The organism is Candidatus Uabimicrobium amorphum (assembly GCF_009002475.1).
Classification (GTDB): Bacteria; Planctomycetota; Uabimicrobiia; order Uabimicrobiales; family Uabimicrobiaceae; genus Uabimicrobium; species Uabimicrobium amorphum.
The window spans coordinates 4,375,442-4,399,509 of sequence record NZ_AP019860.1 but is presented as its reverse complement, the minus strand read 5'-3'; the positions used below and the strand labels follow the sequence as shown (position 1 = coordinate 4,399,509).

16 protein-coding genes are annotated in these 24,068 nt (G+C 38.7%); 8 read left to right on the top strand and 8 right to left on the bottom strand.

Annotation, left to right across the window (positions count from 1 at the left end; genetic code table 11):
- The first annotated feature begins 55 nt into the window (after nucleotides 1-55).
- From UABAM_RS15905 to UABAM_RS15885, 5 genes are all read left to right on the top strand, one after another.
- A complete protein-coding gene (locus tag UABAM_RS15905) occupies nucleotides 56-655 on the top strand; it encodes a DUF924 family protein (RefSeq protein WP_151968996.1) in 600 nt (199 codons plus the stop codon).
- 141 nt (nucleotides 656-796) lie between these two features.
- The gene (locus tag UABAM_RS15900; protein ID WP_151968995.1) at nucleotides 797-1,369 is read left to right on the top strand and encodes a YceI family protein; all 573 of its coding nucleotides are present in this window, start codon (nucleotides 797-799) and stop codon (nucleotides 1,367-1,369) included.
- Between the two features lie 3 nt (nucleotides 1,370-1,372).
- Nucleotides 1,373-2,257 carry a hypothetical protein gene (locus tag UABAM_RS15895; protein ID WP_151968994.1) on the top strand — a complete coding sequence of 295 codons (885 nt, stop codon included), beginning with the start codon at nucleotides 1,373-1,375 and terminating at the stop codon, nucleotides 2,255-2,257.
- A gap of 280 nt (nucleotides 2,258-2,537) precedes the next feature.
- Nucleotides 2,538-5,684: a tetratricopeptide repeat protein gene (locus tag UABAM_RS15890; RefSeq protein ID WP_151968993.1), complete on the top strand. Its 3,147-nt coding sequence runs from the start codon at nucleotides 2,538-2,540 to the stop codon at nucleotides 5,682-5,684.
- Nucleotides 5,685-5,852: 168 nt separating this feature from the next.
- Nucleotides 5,853-7,082, top strand: a complete 1,230-nt coding sequence (locus UABAM_RS15885; protein ID WP_151968992.1) for a protein kinase domain-containing protein — start codon at nucleotides 5,853-5,855, stop codon at nucleotides 7,080-7,082.
- Here UABAM_RS15885 and UABAM_RS15880 read toward each other — a convergent pair.
- From UABAM_RS15880 to UABAM_RS15870, 3 genes are all read right to left on the bottom strand, one after another.
- Entirely contained in the window at nucleotides 7,077-8,102 is a 1,026-nt protein-coding gene (locus UABAM_RS15880) for a PP2C family protein-serine/threonine phosphatase (RefSeq protein ID WP_151968991.1), read from the bottom strand. The genes UABAM_RS15885 and UABAM_RS15880 overlap by 6 nt on opposite strands.
- A gap of 327 nt (nucleotides 8,103-8,429) precedes the next feature.
- Nucleotides 8,430-10,523 carry a protein kinase domain-containing protein gene (locus UABAM_RS15875; protein ID WP_151968990.1) on the bottom strand — a complete coding sequence of 698 codons (2,094 nt, stop codon included), beginning with the start codon at nucleotides 10,521-10,523 and terminating at the stop codon, nucleotides 8,430-8,432.
- Nucleotides 10,524-10,579: 56 nt separating this feature from the next.
- Nucleotides 10,580-12,634: a serine/threonine-protein kinase gene (locus UABAM_RS15870; RefSeq protein ID WP_151968989.1), complete on the bottom strand. Its 2,055-nt coding sequence runs from the start codon at nucleotides 12,632-12,634 to the stop codon at nucleotides 10,580-10,582.
- Between the two features lie 453 nt (nucleotides 12,635-13,087).
- Here UABAM_RS15870 and UABAM_RS15865 point away from each other — a divergent pair, with 453 nt between their 5' ends.
- Nucleotides 13,088-14,791 carry a serine/threonine-protein kinase gene (locus tag UABAM_RS15865; RefSeq protein ID WP_173013350.1) on the top strand — a complete coding sequence of 568 codons (1,704 nt, stop codon included), beginning with the start codon at nucleotides 13,088-13,090 and terminating at the stop codon, nucleotides 14,789-14,791.
- Between the two features lie 65 nt (nucleotides 14,792-14,856).
- On the opposite strand, the gene UABAM_RS15860 is transcribed toward UABAM_RS15865, so the two are convergent.
- The 3 genes from UABAM_RS15860 to UABAM_RS15850 are packed head-to-tail and all read right to left on the bottom strand — an operon-like array spanning nucleotide 14,857 to nucleotide 18,836.
- Nucleotides 14,857-16,650: a M14 family metallopeptidase gene (locus tag UABAM_RS15860; protein ID WP_151968987.1), complete on the bottom strand. Its 1,794-nt coding sequence runs from the start codon at nucleotides 16,648-16,650 to the stop codon at nucleotides 14,857-14,859.
- Between the two features lie 12 nt (nucleotides 16,651-16,662).
- Entirely contained in the window at nucleotides 16,663-18,396 is a 1,734-nt protein-coding gene (locus tag UABAM_RS15855) for a serine/threonine-protein kinase (RefSeq protein ID WP_151968986.1), read from the bottom strand.
- A 20-nt stretch (nucleotides 18,397-18,416) separates the two neighbouring features.
- Nucleotides 18,417-18,836, bottom strand: a complete 420-nt coding sequence (locus UABAM_RS15850) for an RrF2 family transcriptional regulator (protein ID WP_151968985.1) — start codon at nucleotides 18,834-18,836, stop codon at nucleotides 18,417-18,419.
- 173 nt (nucleotides 18,837-19,009) lie between these two features.
- On the opposite strand from UABAM_RS15850, the gene UABAM_RS15845 reads away from it, so the two are divergent.
- Together UABAM_RS15845 and UABAM_RS15840 are read left to right on the top strand one after the other, a co-directional pair.
- Nucleotides 19,010-19,609 carry a hypothetical protein gene (locus UABAM_RS15845; RefSeq protein WP_151968984.1) on the top strand — a complete coding sequence of 200 codons (600 nt, stop codon included), beginning with the start codon at nucleotides 19,010-19,012 and terminating at the stop codon, nucleotides 19,607-19,609.
- Between the two features lie 74 nt (nucleotides 19,610-19,683).
- Nucleotides 19,684-21,270 (top strand): protein-arginine deiminase family protein, encoded by a 1,587-nt coding sequence (locus UABAM_RS15840; protein ID WP_151968983.1) that lies wholly within the window; start codon nucleotides 19,684-19,686, stop codon nucleotides 21,268-21,270.
- Between the two features lie 153 nt (nucleotides 21,271-21,423).
- Here UABAM_RS15840 and UABAM_RS15835 read toward each other — a convergent pair whose 3' ends face one another.
- Nucleotides 21,424-22,596: a M12 family metallo-peptidase gene (locus tag UABAM_RS15835; RefSeq protein WP_173013349.1), complete on the bottom strand. Its 1,173-nt coding sequence runs from the start codon at nucleotides 22,594-22,596 to the stop codon at nucleotides 21,424-21,426.
- A gap of 123 nt (nucleotides 22,597-22,719) precedes the next feature.
- The gene (locus tag UABAM_RS15830; protein WP_151968981.1) at nucleotides 22,720-24,063 is read right to left on the bottom strand and encodes a leucine-rich repeat domain-containing protein; all 1,344 of its coding nucleotides are present in this window, start codon (nucleotides 24,061-24,063) and stop codon (nucleotides 22,720-22,722) included.
- Nucleotides 24,064-24,068 lie beyond the last annotated feature (5 nt).

Below are 24,068 nucleotides of genomic sequence, written 5' to 3'. Positions count from 1 at the left end.
CTCATGTCCGTCCATTCTCTCAAATACCGTTAGACTATAGAGAAACGAGGAAAAAATGCAACCCACAACTATTCTCAATTATTGGTTTGGAGAAACAATACAAGACGCAGAAAATACCGCTAGCGACAAGCAACCACTTTGGTTTACAGGTAGTAAAGACATTGACAGTGAAATTACGGAAAAGTTCGGCAGCGCACTTGAAGACGCTAAAAATGGAAAATTCAATGATTGGGAAAATACACCTCAAAACAGACTAGCACTTATTATTTTGTTAGATCAATTTTCCCGTAACATCTATCGCAACACGCCGCGCATGTACGAAAGTGATCCACAGTCTTTGCAACTCTGTCTGGCGGGAATCGAACAAAAAGTCGATGATGAACTGTTTCCCATCCACCGCCAGTTTTTTTACATGCCCTTACAACATGCCGAAGACTTACAGTTGCAAGAAAAGTCCGTTCAAATGTACACAAAAACTTGGGAAGAAGCCCCCGAATCGACAAAAGAGTACTTCGCGCAAACAGTGACATATGCGAAAAAGCACCATGACGTCATTGCAATGTTCGGACGATTCCCACATCGCAATGCTATTTTACAAAGAGAATCCACCAAAGAAGAAAAAGAGTTTTTGCAAACTCCTGGCAGTTCTTTTTAAATAGGCAGCGTTTCGCTTACTATAAGGTTCATTTATACAAGCCACAATAATTTTTTATATTGCCCTACCGCATAATTTAGTACAATATTAAGTGTATTACGTACACAAACCATTTAAATCAACAACTTACAGGAGTTTTACATGAAATTTCTAACACTTTTCGCTGTGATTGCAATGATCTTTGCAGTTGCCCCAACAGCTGATGACTATAACATTGATGCATCTCACTCAGCAATGGCGTTTAAAGTACAACACTTTGGTGCAGGCTATACCCACGGAAGATTCAATGATTTTGGTGGCAGCGTTACTTTTGATGCCAAAGACGACAGCAAAAATTCTATTTCTATCAACATAAAAGCCAAAAGTATAGATTCTGGTAACGCAAAACGCGATGATCACCTACGCGGTAAAGATTTCTTTTTTGCAAAGAAGTACAAAACTTTGACTTTCAAAAGCACCTCTTTCAAGAGAAAAGCTGGTTCTAAAAACGAATACGAAGTTAAAGGTGTTTTGAAAATGCATGGTAAGAAAAAAGAAATTACCGTAAATGCTAAATTCCTAGGCGAAGGTAGTGATCCTTGGGGTAACTATCGTTGTGGACTAAGCTGCAACTTCACTGTTAAGAGAAGTGATTTTGGTATGAAGTATATGCCAAACGGTATCGCAGACGAAGTTCATATTACCGCAGATGTGGAAGGCGTTCGCAAGAAGTAGATTATGAATCCTGAATTTTTAAAAATGCAACTCTTTGGTGCGGTAATTCCCGCAACTATTTGTGCGATAGTTGTTCTTGTCTTTGCTCGTCCGTGGCGCAAAGACATCGACAGCCTAAACAACAAACCGTACTGGAGTATGGCGCTCGGGATGGCCGCAGGGTATATCTTCGCCTATTGGGCAATTGTGGGAGAAATTCCCTCTTTCCCTGTAGATGTAGAAGAATATGATTCCGATAGCTGGCTAATTTATATCCCATTTGTTCTAACATTACTTGCATTTGCACACAACTTCACGGATACGACAATAAGCAAAGGACTGTTTATTGCCATAAGCGCAATGCTAAGTGCATGGCTTATTGTTCCCGAATGGATCGTTGATGAAGGTGAAAGTAGCGCTTTACTTTGGTATTGGCGCTTGGGATTCACGGCAACAGCGGTGGTAATGTTCACCGCCTTAGAGAAACTCACAAACGTGACAAAAGGTCGCACATTCTCGTTGCTTTCCTTTTTCCTTGCTACCGCGGCAAGTGGAGTACTTGTACTATCCGCAAATGCCAAAATGGGACAACTGTGTGGTGCAATTGCCGCGATGTCCATGGCTATGTTTGTGCTATCTATTGTCTTCAAAAATATATCTTGGGCAAGTAGTGGAAACTATTTTCTAGCTATAGTACTCACAGGTTTACTTGTCAATGGTTATTTATCCGGAGAGGCCCCCCTAATATCTTTTGCGCTCATCGCAATTGCGCCTATTTTTTGCTGGGGTGCTCAAATAAAAGCCATTCAAAAATTTCCACCGATTGCCATTGGAGTTGCGCAAATTTTATTTGCATTTATACCTATTATTACCGCTTTACTTATCGCTTTTCAATATTACGTTGATTGATAAGTACAAGAGTTTTTTCGTGACATCCCACACCCTGTGTAGGGTGTCACACTTCAACTTAACCAGAAAATTTTATGCAACACGTCCCATGAAAACTCTCACCTCGGAAATGCCTTTTTAATCCTGTACATCCTGTTAATCCTGTCACAATTCCCCCATAAGCATACGAATTACTTGCAAAATAACTTTGTAGTTTATATTGAAAACATTTATAATATTTTAAAGATCATTTTGTTATGTAGTTGCAAAAAACAAATATCATCCTTTTCACAGAGGTAACATGGACATCTCTACGCAAATTTTGCAAAAAATACGCAATAAAACCACTCTATTTTTTTGTGGAGCAGGTATAAGTTTAGAACCTCCAGCAGGTCTACCTGATTGGAAAAAATTACGCGATTTCACTCTGGAATCTATCACCAAAAAAAATGAACTACTTTCTTTACACTTACCTTCTCTAATAGAAACCCCAATGATCGCTGATCCTGGAGAAAAAGGCATCACCCCCGAAGTTGTCGCTTCAGAAATAATGGCGAATTGCAGCGGGTATTTCGAATCGTTTCGCGCTTTAAAAGATGGCAAACCCAATATAAATCACATATATTTAGCCAAAATGGCACGCGCGGGTTTTATTCGTTATATCATCACCACCAATTTTGATACCTTTATCGAAGATGCCCTACACAAAGAAAATGTACCATTCTTTGTTTGTCGTACAGATGAAGAATTCGCAAAATTTGACGAACAGCAGCAAACCGTTGTCCTCAAACTTCACGGTTGTCTTTCATTACCCAAAACCATTACCTCAACGGTGGAACAAGAAGCGGTAGGATTATCTTTTGAGAAAAAACAAGCCATTCGTACACTTCTTGGTCATTATCACTTTTTGTTTTGGGGGTACAGTGGTGCCGACCTAAAGATAGATCTCGATTATTTAGAACATGTATCTTGTAAAGATCGCGCCAAAGGATTCTACTGGCATTTCATCGAAAAAGGTGACTTTGTCGAAAAAGTGAATACAAATGTCGAAAAATTAGTTGATATTTATGGTCACAGAGGAAACACAATTCATGGCTTATTTCCTGATATATTTCGCGAACTTTTTCCAGAAGAAGAAATGGTAAGCATTGATTGTAGCTATGAAGAACAACAAGAATGGCAACAACAAAAAAACCAAAAATGTAAAAAAGAACTCGATGAATGGTCAAACGAACATCTTACGGAATCACAAGCCTGTACAATTGTGGGTAACCTTCTATATCACAATGGAAAACTGCAAGAAGCCTTTGACTGTTACGCACGAGGCATTGATGTTTGTCAAGAACAACAAGACCAAAGTGGACTAGCGGTGTCTTTAAGTAATTGCGGTAGTATTTACCGTATATGGGGAGAATATGAAGAAGCGTTAAGTCACTACCAAAGGGCAGAAAAAATTGCTCGTTCACGGCAAGATTATGAGAAACTATGCATTTATCTCAACAACATCGGTAAAGTTTATCGCGTTCAGGGAAATTATGCGCAAGCCGCTTCTTACTACAAAGACGCAGCAAAACTCAGTAAGCAAATCGGCAACCAACAAAGCGAAGGAGTCGCGCTCAACAATTTAGGCATGGCTCATTTTTACATGGAAGACTACGAAAAAGCACAATTGTGCTATGAAAGATCGTTGTTGATTTCCAAAAAGGTAGGCGACAAACAAACCACTTGTGCACAACTCAACAATATCGGAAATATTTATGGTCGTATGCAAAATAGCCAAAAATCGTTAGAGTATTATTCTCAGGCGTTAGAAATAGCATTGGCCTTGGGAGATAAAAATAGTCTGATCGTTTGCTGGAACAACTTAGGAGTAACAAGTCGCCTTCTCGAAAAATACTCACAGGCGAAAGAGTACTTTCTAAAATCTTTACAAGCGTCACAGCTTATTGGAGACCTAATAAACGCCGCGACCACAAGCAAGAACTTGGCTATTTTAAATGAAATGGAAGGCAAATATTCTCAGGCAATAGACTTCTATGAAATGAGTGTGGGTTATTTCCGCAGCTTACAAGACACAGAACAAATAAACAAAATTCAAAACCGTATTTCTAAATTGCATCTAAAAGAAGATGAGTTAGAAATACAAATGCCGAGTAGTATTTTACAAGCCGAAGAACCTCCTCTATCCAATGATGAAATTCTATCGTTATTACAAATTGGAGAAGAAGACCTACAACAATTGGTTGCCGAAGGAAAAATTTTCGCCGGCGCTACAAAATCAGACGTGGAAAATCTTCGCGAAGAACTGATGTTAGAACAAACGGTTGTTATTCCGGTTATGAACGTAAATGCCTCAAAGACCAACGTTGATCCAAACCAACAACAAAAAGCCCAAGACAAGGCGATGAACGAGCTACAAATTGAAAAAAACGAATTGAACACTCTCATCCAACAAGGCAAACTTTCCCAAGCTCCTACAATTCGAGAAATCGAAAACGTCAAAGACGAGCGCATGATGCAGGCCACCATCGTCATGAACTCTCCTATAAGCCCCATAAATAAAGGTGAGGAAAAAATAACATTCTCAAGAGCCTTAATGGAATTGCAAATGGAAGAAGAGGAGTTAGAAAAGTTCATCGAATCAGGGGAAATATCAGCTGTAAAGCAAGGGGAAGAAATATTAATTCCCAAACAAGAGATTGATAATCTAAGAACATCTGCAATGGTAGAGCCAACTATCATCATGCCGACAACGCAAGAACTCGTAGATGAGAATTTGGCCATTATTCCAGAATTCCATCCTGACCAGCAGCAAAAAGCACAAGACAAGGCGATGAACGAACTACAAATCGACCAAAAAGAATTGGACAAACTTATTAGATCAGGGAAACTATCACAAACACCAACCCTACAAGAAATTAGCGGTTTAAAAGACGAACGCATGATGGAACAAACCGTAATCATGAACGCCCCTAATCTAAAAAAAGAACGCCAGACATTGAAAAACCTCTTCGAAACAATCAGTACCCCTGCCTTGGAAGAAATGGATGAAAGTATACACCCTATTTTTGTGGTCAACTCAGAGGAAAACAGCGAAGATCCGGAGAAACTGAGACAACGCGCCATGAACGAACTACAAATTGACGAAGAGCAACTAGAACAAATGATTGTTAGAGGAGAAATATCGGCAACTCCAAGTATAAAAGAAATACAAAACCTAAAAAATGATAGGATGGCGCAAAAAACAATGCAAATGGCTTCCTTTCATCTAAAAGAGGATCCCCCCTCAGATCTACAAATTTTATCTTCTCCGGAAAGACCTCGTATGGCAAGTCAAATGCAATCCATGAGTTTAGAGTTTCCTCCAAAACGCGAAAGACCACGAATGGAAACGCAAAGAGGGTCAGCCGAAATTATACTTCCTTTTGAAGATGATCCACTAGAATAATTTTCTGCATAGAGAAACAACCATCGAGTAGTATAATAGATACAATGATAATTATTATTTTATTCTCAGAAAGGAATACGAGATCGAAAAGGAATCGAACATGCCCCTTGTATAAATGAAACGTCGATTCCTAAGCAGCTTATAAAAGTAGGTACTCGTAGTAGACTGATGAATACGGAAAGAACATATACTTTTTTAGTAGTAGAAGATGATTCCCTATCTCGTAATTTAATACGACTAATTATTGAGGAACTTGGGCATAAAGTTCTAGAAGCTAAAAGCGGAGACGCTGCTCTAGAAGCTTTTGAAATTGCAGCCCCAGATATCGTTCTTCTAGATATCAACATCGGAGATCCCGATGGTTTTGAGGTATGCAAAAAGATACGTGAAACATATCCTGATTTAGGTGTCACAATCGTTTTTTTAACGGGAATGTCCAGTGAAGAGCACGTAATAAAAGCCTTGGATGAAGGAGGGGACGATTACATAAAGAAACCTTTTAGTGCCAACGAACTCTCTGCTCGCTTAACGGCTCACATAAAAAGACTAGAAAGACAAAGCCAAAAACCCAAGTGGGCAGATGGCAATAATTTTACGATAGGCTCGACCTTGAGAAGTCAACAAGACGAGTATATTCTAGACAGTCGCTTGGCCCAAGGAGGCATGGGAGTTATCTTTGCCGGGCATCGTAAATCCGACAATATGCGTGTGGCAATCAAGACACTCAATGCTGACAATATCAAGCATTGCTCTGACATCCAACGCTTCTTACGCGAAATAGAGCTATCGATACAACTAAATCATGAAAATTTAGTTCAAAGTTTAGACTTTATCAAGACGCCCAATTACGTATGCTATGTGATGGAATACATTGACGGCAAACCAATTGATGAACTAATGCTCACCGGTTTTATATCGATAAAGACATCCATAAATATCGTTAGACAAGTAGCACAAGGATTGGAATATCTTCATTCTCAAGGATTGGTGCATAGAGATATTAAACCAGCGAATATATTGGTAACAAGTAACGATCGCGTGGTTCTTGTCGATTTAGGACTTGTCAAGAAAAGTCGCCAAAATAGTCAACTGACAACACAAGGAATTATAATCGGAACGCCTGACTATCTGTCACCTGAGCAGGTAAGAGAAAAAGAGGTAACCATTTGTAGTGATATTTATAGTTTGGGTGTGACGTGGTATTATATGATATCGGGTCTTTTGCCATTTGAAGCTACATCAACAAACGAGCTAATGGTAGCGCGACTTTACTATGATCCTAAACCTCTAAATATTGATGGCCGCGTTTGGGCTGTTATCAAAAAAATGTTAGAAAAGGATATCGAAAATCGCTATGCTACCCCTACGGAGTTATTGAGAGATCTAAATGCTTTATGATGACTCCTCGTCTCCATTATTTCCGCCCGCTAAATCGTGAATATTTGCATCAACAATAGTTTCGTCCATGGAACTTTGAATTCGTTCAGTTTCTTTATTTGGTAAATCATCTTTGTTGTCTGTTTTTTCTTCCTTTACTGCGGGCTCTTCAATTAAAGTTTCCATGTCTTCGTATTTTTTGTTTTCCGCATCTTCATCTATAAAGTGGGCGACAACAATAGTGATATTATCTGTTCCACCTTCTTCTTTTGCTAGTTCAACTAAGTTTTTACAAATATCTTCTGCATTGGTATTCAAGTCCATCAGACAGTTAATTTCTTTATCGGTAACATGCTTATTCAAACCATCGCTACACAATAAAATCATATCACCATGCTGCAATTCTAGTTTACAAATATCAGTGGCCAACTCAGAACTATTACCACCGATGGCGTTCCACAGTAAATTTCCCCATTGCACATTTTCAGCTTTTTCTTCTGTAATAACACCATTTTCGACGAGTTGTTGTACCACAGTGTGATCTGTAGTAACTTGCTTTAAATCAGATTTCCTCTTGAGGTAACATCTACTGTCTCCAGCATGAACGACATATAACCTTGGCCATGTAGCGCAAGCCATCGTTAGTGTAGTTCCCATGCCTTGTAAATCGGGGAATTGTTCGGTAGCTTCTTGAATCTTATCCTGGCAATGAAGAATTGCTTTTTTCAATTCATCTTGGAAATCAGCATCTTTCGATTCATCCAAGAATAAAGACCATTGCATACCGCGTAATATGTACTCAACAACTGTTTCTACCGCGATTGCACTTGCTTGCTCTCCAGCAACAGCTCCTCCCATACCATCGGCAACAACAAAAAGTTTTCCATAAACGCGTTCAAGCTGTGGATTATTTTCGTTATGAAGACTTGAATGGGAAAAAGACATTTTTTTTGCTAGGTCGGCTATTACAAATTGATCTTCATTACCTTTGCGAATATTTCCAACGTCGCTAACACCATAACAATCTATACGCACTGCCATAGTGGTATTTCTCCAAATACAACACTTTACGACTGTATGAGTCGTACACTTTACATTTTGTTTTAAAGTAAGTGTTTGCCTAATGTTTTATGAACACGATGTCTAAACATCTAAACTCTATAGTTAACTACATGCCTCTTTTTCTGCTAAGAATCTAACCCCAAGCAGATATTTGATCAAAACTATGCCACTCAAAGTGATTATTCTAACGCGTAATGGCATGATCTTCAAGAATTAAAAATAAACCTTGCTAAAAAGATGAAAAATTAGGGCGTATCATCAATTAAATAAACTTTAATTGATCGCACACCCTAAGCTGTCACTGCTTTATTGCTGAACAAGATGCCCATCGACAACAAGAGTTGCTCCACCTTCACCCTTAGCGTTTACCGAATACTTCAAACTCACTTCCTGATCAAGGCCATTTTCGCGAAGTATTTGATGGATCGCATGTAGACGATTGGCGATAATTGCTTTCACTTTATCACTCACTGTTCCTTTTTCGCTTTCATCTTGCTCCAAAGTTAATTTTTTCTTTTCTGCCATTGCTGTTACAGAAGATCCCTTACTACTATCCGCCTTAGTGCCTAATATATCTTCAACAATTGAAGAAGCTAGATCAAGCTTTTCATCGGAGACAAAACCTAAATTAGGAAAGTAGTTATTTGGATAACTCAGCGTTTTTGTCACAAGTTGTAAAGTACCAATAAGAAGTTCGCGATCTGCTAGTTGGAAAGAGTCGTTGTCGACCTTTTTGAAAAGACTTTCATTTGCAAGAACTTGCTCACAATATTTAGAGATATAATCAACAGATAATGTAAGAAGATTACTCACATGCAAAATCATATCACTTGCAGAAAAAATAGCCTGATCGTCACCTTGTGAGATAATTAAAGATGTCATTTGATACAAAACATGCGCTCTAAAGTCTTTAATTTTTAGAGGATGGACGTTCTCATTTGCCGTATTTAAACGCGAGGTTAAATTGAGAACAATTTTTTCCATCCATGAAGGTAAACGCCGTAATACGTTTAACATTAATTCCCGGTCAATAACCAATACTTCAATGTCCCCAAGTGCAGCAACATTCGCCGATCTCTTTTGGGCAGAAATGACCGCCATTTCCCCGACAATGTCTCCTGCACCCATTCGTGCAAAAACAACCTCTTTACCATCAATATAATCGTAAACTTTTATGTCACCGCGTAAGATCACATAGGCCTCATCACCGATGTCACCTTTTTTCATCAACATCTCGCCCGCTTTAAAATTGAGAGGCTCTCTTACGATGTCTCCTTCAAGAAAAGAATCAATATCGCGGATCATCTCGTTAACAGTTTGATAACGTTCTTCCTTTTTTACCGCCATTGATTTTTGGATAATAACTTCCAATTGGTTGGGGATTAACGCACCATTTACCGTTTGTTTTGGAGGAACGATATGCCCATTACGTACACGATTAACCAAATCTTCCAAAGAAGAACCGTCGTGAGGAAATTGCAAAGTCATCAAATGATAAAGTGTTGCTCCAAGCAAATAAACATCACTACGATAATCAACCAGGGCACTATCCCCATATGTCTGCTCCGGAGCAAAGTAACGCGGTGTACCTTGAATCATACCTTGTTGGGTGGTGGAAAAGTTTTTTTGTAAACGCATAGAATAAACGGCAGAAGTATCTGAAAAATCAGATGGAGGTGTCGAGCCGATAAATTTTGCAAGTCCCCAATCGAGAGTCAACACTTCTCCGTATTCACCAATCATGATATTTTCAGGCTTGATATCGCGGTGTATTACTTGACGCGAATGCGCAAAAGCGACCGCATCGCAAACTTTGCGAAACATAGATAATCGACGAAAAATAGAGTATTTTTTATCATAATCGTCTACTTTAGCATGTATCTTACGAATGATGCTGATCATTTCTTCCCCAGCAACTTTCTTCATTGTAAAGTATACATTGCCATCGGACAACATTCCCATATCATGAAGAGGAACGATGTTGGGGTGTTCTAGTTGCGCTGTAATCTGTCCTTCTTCGACAAAATAGTCCATATTTTTTTTATCTTCTTCGGGACCTTTGGGAAGAAGAACTTTCATCGCCAAACAACGGTTGGTATTTTTGTCGAGGACATTATAAACAATCCCCATACCACCGCGTGCAATTTCACCAATAAGGTGGTATTTCTCTTCTGGTTTGTAACGCGAAAGCATAGCGGCGATTTTACTTAAACGAATAGTACTATTACGTCCGCTCATTAACCTAGATTGCGTTTCGGAAAATACCCCATCGTCTGCTGATTCTTCACTTTCGATTCCAGGCATCTCCACATCTGAGTCCTTAGGCACTTTCATTTCGTGTTCGTCTTGTGGATTTTCGGTGTTTTCATTGTTGGTGTTGTCATTTTGATTTTCAGACATTTCTTTTCCCTTTGCAATATAGAGCTAATATCTTGCATGTTACTGCAGAAATCTACCTATTTGTGTTTTTCCAGGTAACGCACATCTTCTTCGTTGAGTAAATGCGGAGAATTTTGGCGAACAGTATTATAATCTTCAACAGCTTTTGTGTGCTTATTGTTTTTCGCATAGAGTCTGGCGCGTTCAACAAGACACAAGTTAAAAATTCTATTTGTGGAGGAAGGATTTTGGAAAAAACGAATTCCTTTAGAGAAATCGTTAAAAGCTTCACGTAAAAATCCTTGTTTTTTGTAAGCAATTCCTCTGAAGTAGAAAAAAGGAGTAAATGTATCGTTATAACTTATTGTGTATCTGAGTGTCGGATCAAGAGCTTCCGCACGTGTAAAGAACTGAATACTTTTATCCCATTGTTTTAAAAAATAGTACGCATACCCCATAGTATAGAATGCCGGGGGAAATTTGCGGTTTTTCTTTAATGTTTCGACGGAATAGGTAATCGCTTTGTTGTATTCTTCTTGATGTAAATAGCACTTCGCCAATCCATGATAGGCGCGATAGTTGGATGGACTGAGCTTAATCAAATCTTGTAATTTATTTTGCGCTTCGGTATATCGATGTTCGAGTAAATAGGTGTCACAAAGTAACAACACAATCTCGACATCGTTTTTCTGCGTAAGAAAATATTCAAAATCTTTAATGGCATTGTTGTGCATTTTAAAGTACACAAATATTTTTCCGCGTAGAAAGTATGCCAGAGATAAACTAGGATCGATAGAAATTGCTTGATTCAAGCTTTCGCGAGCTTCTCTGTATCTCTTCGCACTGATTAAGAAATAAGCTCGGTAGCAAAAAATAAGAGCCTGTTCTTTCTTGTTAACCGATTCACCAATACTTTCAACAATGTTTAAAGACTCTAGGGGTTGATTACGAATATTACAATCCATAGCTTGTAACAATGTCATCATATTTTTACTACTGTTTTGCGATAAAGACGCTCTTTGGTACTCACTTTTTAAATTTTGCAGCTTTACCAATACTTTATTGTATTTTTCTTGTAAGTCGTTATTTTGGTCTTGGTTGTTAAAGAAAAAAAACTGCAACACATTGAGTAACCCAAGCAAAATACACATGCCAATAAAAAACCATAAACGGTAACGTTGCGCTTTTTTATGAAGTAAATAAAACTTGTTTTCTTGGCGCGCAACAACAGCTTCACCATTTAAAAAACGAGCGATGTCATCGGCAAGAGCATTGGCAGAACGATAACGTTTTTGTTTATTCTTTTCCAGTGTTTTTAAACATATCGTTTGTACATCTTGTGGTATTTCACTACGATAGTTACGCGGTGGTAGTACTTCCTTATTCAAGATGCTATAAGAAACGCTAAGGGGTGTTTCACCTAAAACAACTGGTTTCCCCGTCAACATTTCGTAGAACACAGTTCCTAATCCATACACATCTGTGGCACGAGAAATACTACGATTGTCACCTTTTATTTGTTCTGGAGCCATATACTTTGGCGTACCGATAATTACACCACTTTTTGTTATATCTTGGGCCATTTTGGTATTTTTAGCCAAACCAAAATCCATGATAACCGGTCGATTGTCCTTAGTGATGATAATGTTTGAAGGCTTTATGTCGCGGTGAATAACACCTTTGTTATGTGCATAATGTAATCCCAAAGCTATTTGCTTGGTAATTTTACAGGCATCATCGATAGGCAGTGGCCCATTCTGAATGATATCCCGCAAGGAAGTACCTTGAATAAAATCCATCACGATATAGTTTAAACCAAGAGCAGTGCCTACGTCGAGAACAGCAACAATATTGGGATGTTGTAATCGCGCTGTCAATTTAGCTTCGGCAACAAATCTCTGGTGGTCTTCTTGCGAAACGACTTGCTTGTCCATGACTTTTATCGCAACAAACCGTTCTAATTTTTGGTGATAAGCGCGATAGACTCTTGCCATACCACCCTGTCCCACTTCTTCGATTACCTGGTATGGACCAATATAACTACCTTTAGGAAATATAGTTTTAAAAACTCGCGTATTTGGCAAGTTTTCAAATAGCATATCTTGCTGTTCACCAGAGAATTCGGAATTCACTTAATATCCTACCTATAACATGGGGGATTTTTGTCGACGGGAAATTGCAATAAAAATAGAAAAGCACAAATTTGTTGTTTCGCGTTTAATACGCGACCTAATACATTGACAACAAGCACTATTTTAACTTTTCCAGTTTAACAGATTGCGCAAAAAAATCCAAGAAAGAAAACAACCGTCGCGGTATAATTTATAACTCAAAAACACTGGCGAGATCACCTGTACTAAAATAGTAATTGCTGCACAAAATCCACACCTAAAACCTATAAAATGATAAAAACTAGGAATCTGAAAAGGCAGAGATATCAGAGATATCAGAGTCTGCCGCATTTCATTTTATATTAACAAAATAAAAATATTCAATAAAGCGATAAACTTTATTATTATATCTACTAGTTCGGGTGTTTTGCGCTACCAATACGAATAACAAATTGCCGTATGAAAGAGACTCTTATGGATGTGCACAAATTTTCACGTTATCGCATTGTTCAAAAATTAGGGCAAGGAGGGATGGGGATTGTTTATAAAGCCTATGACTCAAAGCTGCAACAAAACGTTGCACTTAAAGTGATTGAAAATCTCCACGATGAAAATCTCGTCAAAAGATTCATGCGCGAAGTACGTGCCATGACAAAATTAAATCACCCTAACATTATTCGCATTTACGAATACGGAGAAAAACCAACACCATTTTTTACCATGGAGCTTATAGAAGGAGTAACCCTTAAACAATTTATAGAGACCTCGCGTAATGAATGGCATAAAATCACCGAAATAGTAGAACACTTAGCCGAAGCTCTGCACGAAGCGCATAAAAACAATATTATACACCGTGATATTAAACCTTCGAATATAATGCTTACGAAGGACTTGACTCCCAAACTAATGGATTTTGGGCTGGTAAAAGACCAAAGTGCCGAAGATATAACAAAGTTGTCCAATACTGGTCATATATATGGTAGCCTTGCCTACATGTCCCCGGAACAAGTGCAAGGAGAGCCGAATACTTGCAGTGACATTTACTCATTGGGAGCCACTTTTTATCACTTACTCACCAAACGGCAACTTTTTCCAGATAAATTTGGTTATCAAATGATCTTCAGTATTTTAGAAAGTACCCCCCCCGCTCCCAAACAAATAGATCGTAATATTCCTACAGCACTTGACCTAATTTGCAGTAAATGCATTGAAAAGTTACCAGAACACCGCTACCAAACAGCGTATGAATTGATTCGCGACCTACGAAAATTTCGCAAACATCGTCACATATCAAAAAAATCAAAAAGAATTCCCCTACACACTTGGATAAAAAGTACGGCAACTTTTATTTATATTCCAGCGTTCGTCATCATCATTTTTTTGAGCTACAATCTCCTACAACAGAGAAAGCAAATCGAAAAGCTTTCCGCGGAAAAGCAGAAACTTTTTATTGCCAACGTAAAGGTAATGAAGCACTCAGATAAAATTGTCGCATTGGAAAAAAAAATCAAAGACCAAGAGAAACTCCTCAGCGATCACAATTCTTTGGCAAAGAAGCAACAAAAGGCGATAGATCATCTTCAAGAAAGCCTAGATTTTACATTGGAAAGGGCTGTATTTTATTTACGATTAACAGAGAATTATCACCGCGCGGAAAGAATAGTAGCACAGGTATTAGAGGAAAATCCACAAATGGCACGTGCTTATAAAGCAATGGGTGTCATTTTTCTCGCACAAGGTATAAAAACCCAAGACCCACAACAACAACAAGAGCTTTTTCGCAAAGCCAATCAGTACATTGCAACCATCATCAATCAAAACTTAATGGAAAAAGAAGCGCCAAAATTCCAAGCAGCGGTGTACATAGATTATGCAAAAAGTTACGCTCTTCTTAAAAATGAAGCGGTGTGTAAAAAGTATATGGACAAAGGAATTGCCATCGTAGAAAGTGCAAAAAATTATTGTGATAGAGCCGTCTTTTATTTTCTCTACCTAAAAAACGATATCGTAAATGCGCGCCACGATATTCAAAAAGCTTTAGAAATTGCAAAACAAAAGCCAAATCAACTCAACGAGCAAGAGTTTACCGTTCTACAGCGATACAATGATCGGTTTGCGCAAGGCTTTGGATTAGAAGAAAAGGAACTGAATATTTGGTTCAAGGTACTTATTCGCTAGAGTTGTTCTAAGAAATTTCAAAGCCCTAAACAGTACTTTGAAATTCCTTGATCACAATAAAATTTTTATTCTTCAACTCCGATAGGATACAATTTCCACTCTGAGTCGAAAAAAGAAGTTTGTTGGTAAAACCAATATAGTTTTTCTCGAGCACTTGCCTTAGGGTTTTCCGCGCAATATTTCTTAAATTTTTTGGCCAATTGTGGATCTTTTTCCAACATTTGTTGTGCCAAAGGTTCCATTACATAAGCTTCGACATACTCCGTACGTTGAAAAACTTCCCAAAAAAATCCCCATTGAAAAAAGGAATCAGGACTTTTTGGTTCTAGTAACACAATGGCTAAATTGCCTAAATCTTGATTGGTCGAAACGCGCACCGAGCCTTTGGGGAAAACCCGTTCAACTGTTTCACATTGCAATTGGGCATTTTTAACTTGTATATGTCCTTCGTAAGGTGTACCCACAGCGTAATCGGTAACACGATACATCTTCACCTTGACCTTTTGAGGCTCCGACAAAATTTGCATTTCAATTCCATGGACCTGCAAACGTTCGATAATCTCTTTCCACACCGCAGGAATCCAATATGCCTTAGGGCGATTTACACTGTCTTTTTTTCCTGGCGAAGAATACACCGGAATGTTCATTTTTTCCGCTTTTCCCGTCCACACCACGACCTTACTTCCAGTGATCGTACTTTGTTTATGTGTAAAAGATACGCCGCGAAAATCAGTATTACCTATTTTTTTGTCTGGTAGCCAACTTAAGACGACATTTTCCGCGCGTGTTTTACGATCTTCAGCAGTGGCCGCGCGTAGCGACTTCGTTTCTTTTCCCAGTAGTTGCATCGCACTTTCTATGAGCACATATGTTCCAAGTACTCTTTGTTTGTAAGGCTTTAGAGAATGATTTTCGACAAGAATGGTTGCCAAATTGCGTAAATCTCCATAACCATTCGAAAAACGAGGCAGAGCAGTCCAGTCTTGCACGCCAGCATACATATTGCTACCATTCATCGCAAACACTAGAGGACCAGGTATATGCCCCCACGAAGATAAGTCCGCGGATACATGTGGACGAAAAACATCATTAAGCCACTTGCCAATGTTTACGGCATAACATGGAGTCGAAATAAATCCTCCGCCATTAAAACCAAAGGTAATATCATATTGATAATCAGCGCCATTGGTGACGTGAATATCAAAATAAAGATCGGGTTTCCACTTATTCACCACCTGGATGAGAGCCTGTAATTCTGGCGTATCGAGTTTGGCATAATCTCTATTCAGGTTTAGGTTCTTGGCATTTGTACGCCACCCACATTTGTGAGGTCCACGTTGATTGCTACGATTAAATAGCGAAAATCTTTCGTGACCGTCGACACTTAAGATAGGAACAAATAGTAAATGACAGTTTTTTAGGAGATCCATTTTTCCGCGAAAAGCCATGTCGCGCAATAACATCATCCCCGCATCTTTTCCGTCAATTTCTCCAGAATGTATCCCTGCTTGTACTAGCAGAATACCCTTTTTGCTCTTCGCCATATCTTCGGGAGAAAAAGCACGCTCTTTGGAGGCAATCACCATCCAAATATCGCGTCCTTCATCACTTTGTCCAATAGACTGCATTGAAAATTCAGGGACACGGTCTACCAAATTTTTCATCCACAAAATAGTTTCCTTGTAACGCGGAGTGGACATAAACTTCGCTTTTTCCACAGGTGTAATTTCGCGGTGATCTGCCGGCACAATCAACTCTTCACTTCTACCTTGCCACGGAAGTTGCGGAGGTAACGGTAGCGAATCCATTTGCGCCACAGTAAAAACAATCATACACCACCAACAATATAGAAACTTCATACATTACTTCCTCTAAAATAGTTTCCCAATGAAAATTCCGACAAGCACTGCGATGCCGACAACAACCCACTTACTGTAGTCCACTGTGGATGATTCTTTTTTCTTCGTCGCAACCATCGTTTCTCCAAACGCCATTTCAGGATCAAAACCAGGTGTTGTCTCGCGATATGCAAATTCATTATTAAAATGCTCACGCGGACTATCTTTTCCAAGATCTGCTGTTTCTAAGTGTTGCTGTAGTTCCTCTTCTAATTCACTAGCGTCATAGCCAAACTCTTTGGTTTTTGCTAAAACCATACGACAAAGATCATAGTTTTTGTCAATTAAACCCAATTTAAAATACAAGACCGCACCTTCCCTATTGCCCGCAAGAGCTTTAGGATTTTCGGGCCAAATACGCAGCGCTTCGCCAAAGCCAAACAATGCACGAGAAAGTGGACAATACGGATTGGGATGCTCCTTGAGTACCTCTTCTTTGCTTTTCACTTGAAGATCCTTGTAGATTTGCCTTCCCATAACTAAATACTCCTGAGAATCTTCCGTAATCTGAATACTCTCCCAGTGGACTTTAAAATCTTGAAGCGCTTTTTTAAACTGGTCCATAGTGTGGTAGCGGTCATCGGGATTTCGTTGTAAAGACTTTGTACAAATTTCTACGAGTTCTTCCGGTATATCATCGCGAAATGGTGGAATGTTACCCTCCGCAGATAAACTAATGCATCCCCACAAATTGTCGGCAACGTGCGGTGGTCTTCCCATTAAAATGCGATACAAAATCGCCCCCAAAAGATAGGTGTCGGTCCACGATCCAATAACATCCCCCTGCCCCATCGCCAGCTCAGGAGCCATGTAATGCGGTGTTCCCATAGGACTTTGAATGGTAGAACGATGAATTGTAATGGCATTATTCTCGTCTGTTGTCACCGCAATTCCCCAGTCCATAACAAAAACTTCACCAAACTCTCCAACCATGATGTTTGCAGGTTTAAGGTCGTTGTGGATAATATTCTTACTGTGCGCATAAGACAAGGCATTACATACATTAATCAAAATATTGATTTGTTCCTTCATGTAATCAGGAGAATATTCTTCAGATGTGTTCTCGCCGAGAATTTGTTTCCAAGACTTACCACGTACCAATTTCATCGTAATTAAAGGATTACCATCGTGGTCAACGCCAAGTTCATGAATAGGAATAATATTGGGGTGGTCAAGAAACGCTGTCACACGCGCTTCCATAACAAATTTTTTCTTCTCATCCACGGCTTGTTCGTCTTCGGCATTTAGTAATTTTTTGATAGCAATATCGCGTTGTAAACTATTCTGTTGTCCTTTTAAAACAACTCCCATTCCTCCACGAGCAATTTCTTTGTGAATTTCCAATGTGGAAAATGAATTGGAATGCACTGATGAAGTGTCCTGATGAAAACTACTACTTACCGCTGCCGCATATAAATCATCATCGATAATAACGCGCTTTTTGTCGGCAACTGTAGGCATCGTATCTTCTTGATTACTCGTTTCCTCATTGGTATTGGGATAATATTCCTCCGTAGCAGCGGCATGATCAACAATTTCAGGTAGTTTTACTTTGTCGTCTTCACCTTTACTTCTAATAGTTAAGGTTGGTAAATCCATTAACGATGTTTTCTCTGCCACACTATTTGTTTTATATGTAAATTCAGCATCTTCGACTGTTGCATTTGTAACAATTGTTTTCCAGGCATTCTCTATATTCGAATTCATTTTGCTTTTCCTTAAAAAAGTTACCGCATCGCCTCGATTTTATTTTTAATATCAGCAATTGTTTTGTCTGCCAAAGTACTTTTTAGGGCCCGTTCTCCTTCTTCAAACACTCCACTTAAAACATTAGATATGTTACAACTAATGTAGCACTGCGAAAACACTTCGCGATTGGAAGTTTTTAATGCTGGCGAAAGTGATAGAGCTTCGTAAATCTCAAGTAAGGTAATATCTTCAGGGGCCTTAGATAACTTCATTCCTCCATTTTTGCCAGCATAGCATTTTATAATCTCAGCTTTGTGCAGTTTTGCTGCGATACGTCGAATTAAACCTGGGTTAGTGCACACGCTTTTTGCAAGTAACTCTGAGGTGGCTAACTTGTCAAAATAAGAGAGAACAACAACAATATGGATTCCCGTTGCAAATGTTTTATCAAAAGCCAATTTTTACTCCTTCTTAATTGTTACTAAAAAAATAACAGTTTAAATAAAATTGTCAATATATTTTTATAAAGTGACCGTTTATTTTGCAAACTACCGCAGCAATATGTATACTATAAAAAACAATAAATACGAAAATGAAGAATATAAGGCACAATAAATTGATAGGAAAAATAATGTCTCATACAAAAAAATATATACTATCGCAAGTACTGCGTGATGGATTGATCAATGCGTATGCTGTGGAAGGATTACCGATAATATCTATATACTGTGATGATTTTTACGAAAATTATGACTACGACATCATCGCCCCCAAAGAGCGCAAAAAACTAGCAAAGATTTTTGAAGAACTCAAAATGAAACGTCGTTCCTCTCGTTACTACACTTATGAAGACACCGACATTTGTCATCCCAAGCCAACGCGAACACTAGGAGGAAACCCTATCGATGAAGTTGTAAGAGAATTGCAACGCGAGAACAGAATTATATTGGCCACTCCAACACAGGCAATACTCTCTACTTTACTGTACTGCCATCAAGGACACATACAAATAGATTTAGAAGACATATACAGACTGGTTTATGTACAACCTGCCAACTTGGATAAGATCCAACAATGGTCGGTTCACGAAGGTTATTCTCATTTATTTAAACCACTGCGACATAGATGCACAGCAATACAGCGTGTCGTTTTTGCCAGACGCAAAAAGCATAAAAAATTCGATTGGACAGAAAAAAGTATTTCACAAATCATCGCTGATATTCCCGCGTAAGGACTTAATTATGTTTTTTGCGTTTCTCGTTTATGCTATGATATCGGAAACAGAAATATCATAGGGGAGAAAACATGAAAAACATATTGTACTTACTTCTAGTACTATGTCCGCTGTTCGCTCAGTCATATGTAGAATTGACTGTAGACACAAATCGCGACGGGAACCTCGACGATACCACTGACAACATTGACGAAGATGTTTGGTCAAAAAAAAGTGGTGCGATTTTTTTCTATAACAACGACAGCGACGAAAATACAGGTATACAAGACTGTGTTGACAAAAAAATAAATGGCCAAAACGATTTACGTGATCTAAGTATCATTCGATTAAAGAGTGACCAAAAAGTCAAACTATACATAGACGCGAATTCGCAATCAAAAGTAAACTTGTTCATAAAAAACAATGATAAATATACCTACATATCAGATTTCCCATACAGCACACCATCCACCGATTGCGAATTTCGCATAGAAAGTAAATCTTATGCCGACGCAACATGGAACGGAGTTGTGACGGTCACTGCTGAAATAGACGGAACAGAAATCCGCGATGTTGTCGCTCTAAAAGTAGCACCGTTTATTTTATTACCAAATACCCAAGAAGTCCAAACACTATACATTCGCGAATATCCAGGAAAAAACGATACAATGATCGCGCAGTTGCGCAAAATAGCGACCAAGTCCAACACTGAGATCAAAATTGTTCCTGCCAATTTGTATCCGTATTACCAAATTTGGATGCAGGACACCATGGAAATTGGCTATACACAAGGAATCAATCACTGGTTTCACGTTGTTCTACCGGCAAACCGTAATCGCCCTTTAGACAATTGGTCTCGTGATCACATGTTACAAAAAGACTTTGGTTGGTTTCGTTACAGTCGCTATCGTCACGAATTTGCCCGTGGCGGAGGCTCAAATGGCTGGCTGGATTGGTATGGAAATTTAGAGGTTTCCCCACCACTCCCAGGCTACCCTTTCGGTAGAATATACTACGGCGCAAATGGTGTATATTCGCTAAATCCTGAAATAACAGATATGCTTGACAGACAAAATGTACAACGTCCTCTAGTAAAACTAGATACCGGATGGCTGCTCATCAAACATGTCGATGAAATCCTCTCATTTATTCCCACCAAAAATCAACAGAGGCCTTTTAAAGCTCTCGTACCTAGTACAAAGCTGGCGATTGATCTATTGAAGAAATGGCAGCAACAAGGCAAAGGAAATGTCAAAATACTCGCGCGCAATAACAAAGGTTGGACAATCAATTCTCTTTTACAAAACACGCGTCTAATGAATAGTAACCTAAATCTACAAAAACGCATTGATCGTTTGTACGACACTGTAAAAAAAGAATTTGTCGTTAGCGAACAAGACATTGTTTATATCCCTGCTCTGGTACAAAATGGAGAGTCACTCATTCCCAATATGGTAAATAGCGTTGTAGTCAACGGCAATTTACTCATGGCAAATCCAAACGGACCAATCGTTGATGGAAAAGATTTAATACAAGAATATGTCAAAGATACGCTACGAGAAGTTCCCCTGCAAATTCACTTTTTAGATGATTGGCGCTATCATGTATGGGCAGGTAACGTACATTGTGCGACGAACACAACGCGAAAGAAATTTGACAAAAATTGGTGGGATGAATAAACACGCAGACTATTTTATTCGTTTTTGTGTTTGTTCAACGCGAAATTGAGGGACGGGCGGACACAAGGTCCGCCCCTACTACAACGCACTTTGTAAACGAAATAGTTTATTATGCGTTATAAAAAACTCCTCGGAGGAGGAGTTTTTTACTTCTTAGCGGAAACTAGACATACGATTTGCACTGGTATTCAAAACACGTGCATTGTTATGGCGTGAAGATGTTCCCATCACTTTTCCACTATTTTTCTTGGCAGGATTTGACCAATGATTGATGCGTTTACAACCACCCGGGCAATTGTAAGCCATAATGGTACGCCACTTACGACCAGGATCTTGGTAACCGTGCCCATATGCAAAAGGCTGACTACTAGAATCATTTTCCGGATTGTGTCTTGCTCCCTGAAGATGTCCTATTTCATGAGCGAAAGAATAGTACCCAGTGGCGCAATCGTAGTGTACAGCAGCGAAAGCAGATTGTGCACTAGCATAAACATACGCTAAACCACAATATTGTTTATTGTTCACGATAAGAACGCAAATATCCGCGCGATGCTGATCACGTCTAGAGTGAACCTCGTCCATATGTCCATCGTTTTTATTGCGAAAACGACTTAAATCGGTATTAAAATCACCACTTTCGCGATAATTTGTGCGGTAAGTATGTACAAGACGCAACTTGATATCAATACCACTATTGCGATATGATTGATTGCTCTCGGTTACTGCGAGCTTAATCAAACTGCTGATATTACCAGAAGTAGACGCCGCAGAAGGAGTGTAGGCAACTAATATATCAATGGTCTTTGCTCTAGAATCCGATTGTTGTGTCTCTTCACGTTGCTCTTCAACCTCTTCCACAAATACATTTTCTTCTAGTGGCGGATGTTCCATCGGAAACATACGTGAATCAATTTGCGAAATAGCATGCATTCCGTTACCAAGAGGTGAAATACGATATACTTCGTCATCTTGGGAAATAGTACCTGTCGCCATATCTCCTTCGACAACAATTGTTGCTGTACCATATCCTTCGGTAACAATACCATTCCACACATACCCAGAACGACTACGTTCCATTTCTGTGCGCAGTACTTTTATTTGTTTTCCAGGAAAAAGGTTCAAATCAATTTCGATCTGACCTTCCAATACTTTAAAATCTACTTCAGTGGTTCTTGCGTTCAATGTTGTTTGTCTTTGCCAAATAGTGTTGACAAGTTGTTGCTGTTCGACAGTGAGTGCTTGTGCATCTCGACTAGAGTCGATAAAAAGGTTGTCGGCAAAACACAAACTACACATACACAAAACCAAAAGAACAAATATACGCATACTCCCCCCTTTGTTTTTTGTAATGGTAGGTGCTACAAATTGTTTTTTCATCTACATCAATTTAGATGTATATAAATATATTACAAAAAAACGACATGCGTGTCATCAAGAATGTTTGGCAACTTAGTACCAATCGACAAGATACACGTTAGGTAATAGCTTCTCTATTTTTTTGCGTTGTTTGTCATCTATAGGTGTGTACCGTAATTCTTTCAAGTTTTTTAGTTGTGAAATGGTGGAAGGAATTTCGCGAATTTTATTTCCGTCGATGCTTAACTTGCGTAAATGAACTAATTTACCTATTTCCATAGGAAGTTCTGTAAGTAGATTGTTTCCAAGATCAAGCTCTCGTAAACTCAAAAGCGCCCCAATTTCTTTCGGTAGTGTAGTTATTTTGTTATTTGCTAAATACAAATTATGTAAATTTTTGAGTTGCTTTATACCAGGGGGAATTTCTACAATTTTGTTGTCGGATAAATCGAGATTATGCAACTCTGGCAAGAGTGATATTTCCTGTGGTATTTTCACGATCTCATTGCCTCTCATGTGCAAATGCATCAAGTTCACCAACTTAGTAATTGCGGTGGGAAACTCCTGCAAACTATTGGCATTTAAATTCAATTTCCACAATTGAACAAGTTGCGAAATTTCATCAGCGACATCAACAATATTGTTATCTGGTAGCAGTAATCTTTCCAAATGTATCAAATTTCCTATCGAAGCAGGAATTTCCGTAAGTGCGTTTTTTCCCAGGTCGAGATGCTTTAAAGGATGCGATTTGCGAATGGTATCGGCAATTTTCGTGACATTGCACTTAAGACATGTCAAACTTTTTAACTGCGGAACTTGCAAAAGATGTCCTGGCATCTTTGCCAAACGACAAGACCTCATTTCAAGAGAATAGAGATTGTTTAGATCTCTAATGGATAAGGGAATTCCATTTAAAGAACAACGATCGATTTTGAGTATCTGTAGGTTATTTAATTGCGAAATTTGGTTTGACAAATGCAGTTTTTTCATCGAGCGAAATGACAATGATTTCAAACTAGAAATGCCATAAATTGCTGCCAGATTGTCTTTATCTAAATATATATGTAAGTCTTGTAACTTTTGCAATTTTGCCAACTCTGAAGGGATGTGTGTGACCATTCGTCCGAATTTCAATTTATTAGTTTCAGGAAAATTTAAAATGTACGGCATATGGCGATCGTGCAAAAGCTCGATTTTTTGAAAAAAATTCCATACATAAGGAGTATATTTCCCCGACCTTTTTCCAACAGCGTATAAAGTAAGGCCGTAGTGAAAAGAAAAATCGCGTATTTGAAAATCATCTCCCTGATATCTTCTAGCAAAAGAAGCTTTTCCTTCCATGACTGCGCCGTATAAAAAAATACTACCCGCCGTTGTTAGGATAATACTCCATATAAATATTCGCTGTAGCCATTTCGCTTTTTTTCCTTTTTCCACGCTAT

Bases quoted from the DNA above. Each gene is read 5' to 3' on its own strand.
- UABAM_RS15905 (WP_151968996.1), top strand. From the start codon at position 56: ATGCAACCCACAACTATTCTCAATTATTGGTTTGGAGAAACAATACAA.
- UABAM_RS15900 (WP_151968995.1), top strand. From the start codon at position 797: ATGAAATTTCTAACACTTTTCGCTGTGATTGCAATGATCTTTGCAGTT.
- UABAM_RS15895 (WP_151968994.1), top strand. From the start codon at position 1,373: ATGAATCCTGAATTTTTAAAAATGCAACTCTTTGGTGCGGTAATTCCC.
- UABAM_RS15890 (WP_151968993.1), top strand. From the start codon at position 2,538: ATGGACATCTCTACGCAAATTTTGCAAAAAATACGCAATAAAACCACT.
- UABAM_RS15885 (WP_151968992.1), top strand. From the start codon at position 5,853: ATGAATACGGAAAGAACATATACTTTTTTAGTAGTAGAAGATGATTCC.
- UABAM_RS15880 (WP_151968991.1), bottom strand. From the start codon at position 8,102: ATGGCAGTGCGTATAGATTGTTATGGTGTTAGCGACGTTGGAAATATT.
- UABAM_RS15875 (WP_151968990.1), bottom strand. From the start codon at position 10,523: ATGTCTGAAAATCAAAATGACAACACCAACAATGAAAACACCGAAAAT.
- UABAM_RS15865 (WP_173013350.1), top strand. From the start codon at position 13,088: ATGGATGTGCACAAATTTTCACGTTATCGCATTGTTCAAAAATTAGGG.
- UABAM_RS15860 (WP_151968987.1), bottom strand. From the start codon at position 16,650: ATGAAGTTTCTATATTGTTGGTGGTGTATGATTGTTTTTACTGTGGCG.
- UABAM_RS15855 (WP_151968986.1), bottom strand. From the start codon at position 18,396: ATGAATTCGAATATAGAGAATGCCTGGAAAACAATTGTTACAAATGCA.
- UABAM_RS15845 (WP_151968984.1), top strand. From the start codon at position 19,010: ATGTCTCATACAAAAAAATATATACTATCGCAAGTACTGCGTGATGGA.
- UABAM_RS15840 (WP_151968983.1), top strand. From the start codon at position 19,684: ATGAAAAACATATTGTACTTACTTCTAGTACTATGTCCGCTGTTCGCT.
- UABAM_RS15835 (WP_173013349.1), bottom strand. From the start codon at position 22,596: ATGCGTATATTTGTTCTTTTGGTTTTGTGTATGTGTAGTTTGTGTTTT.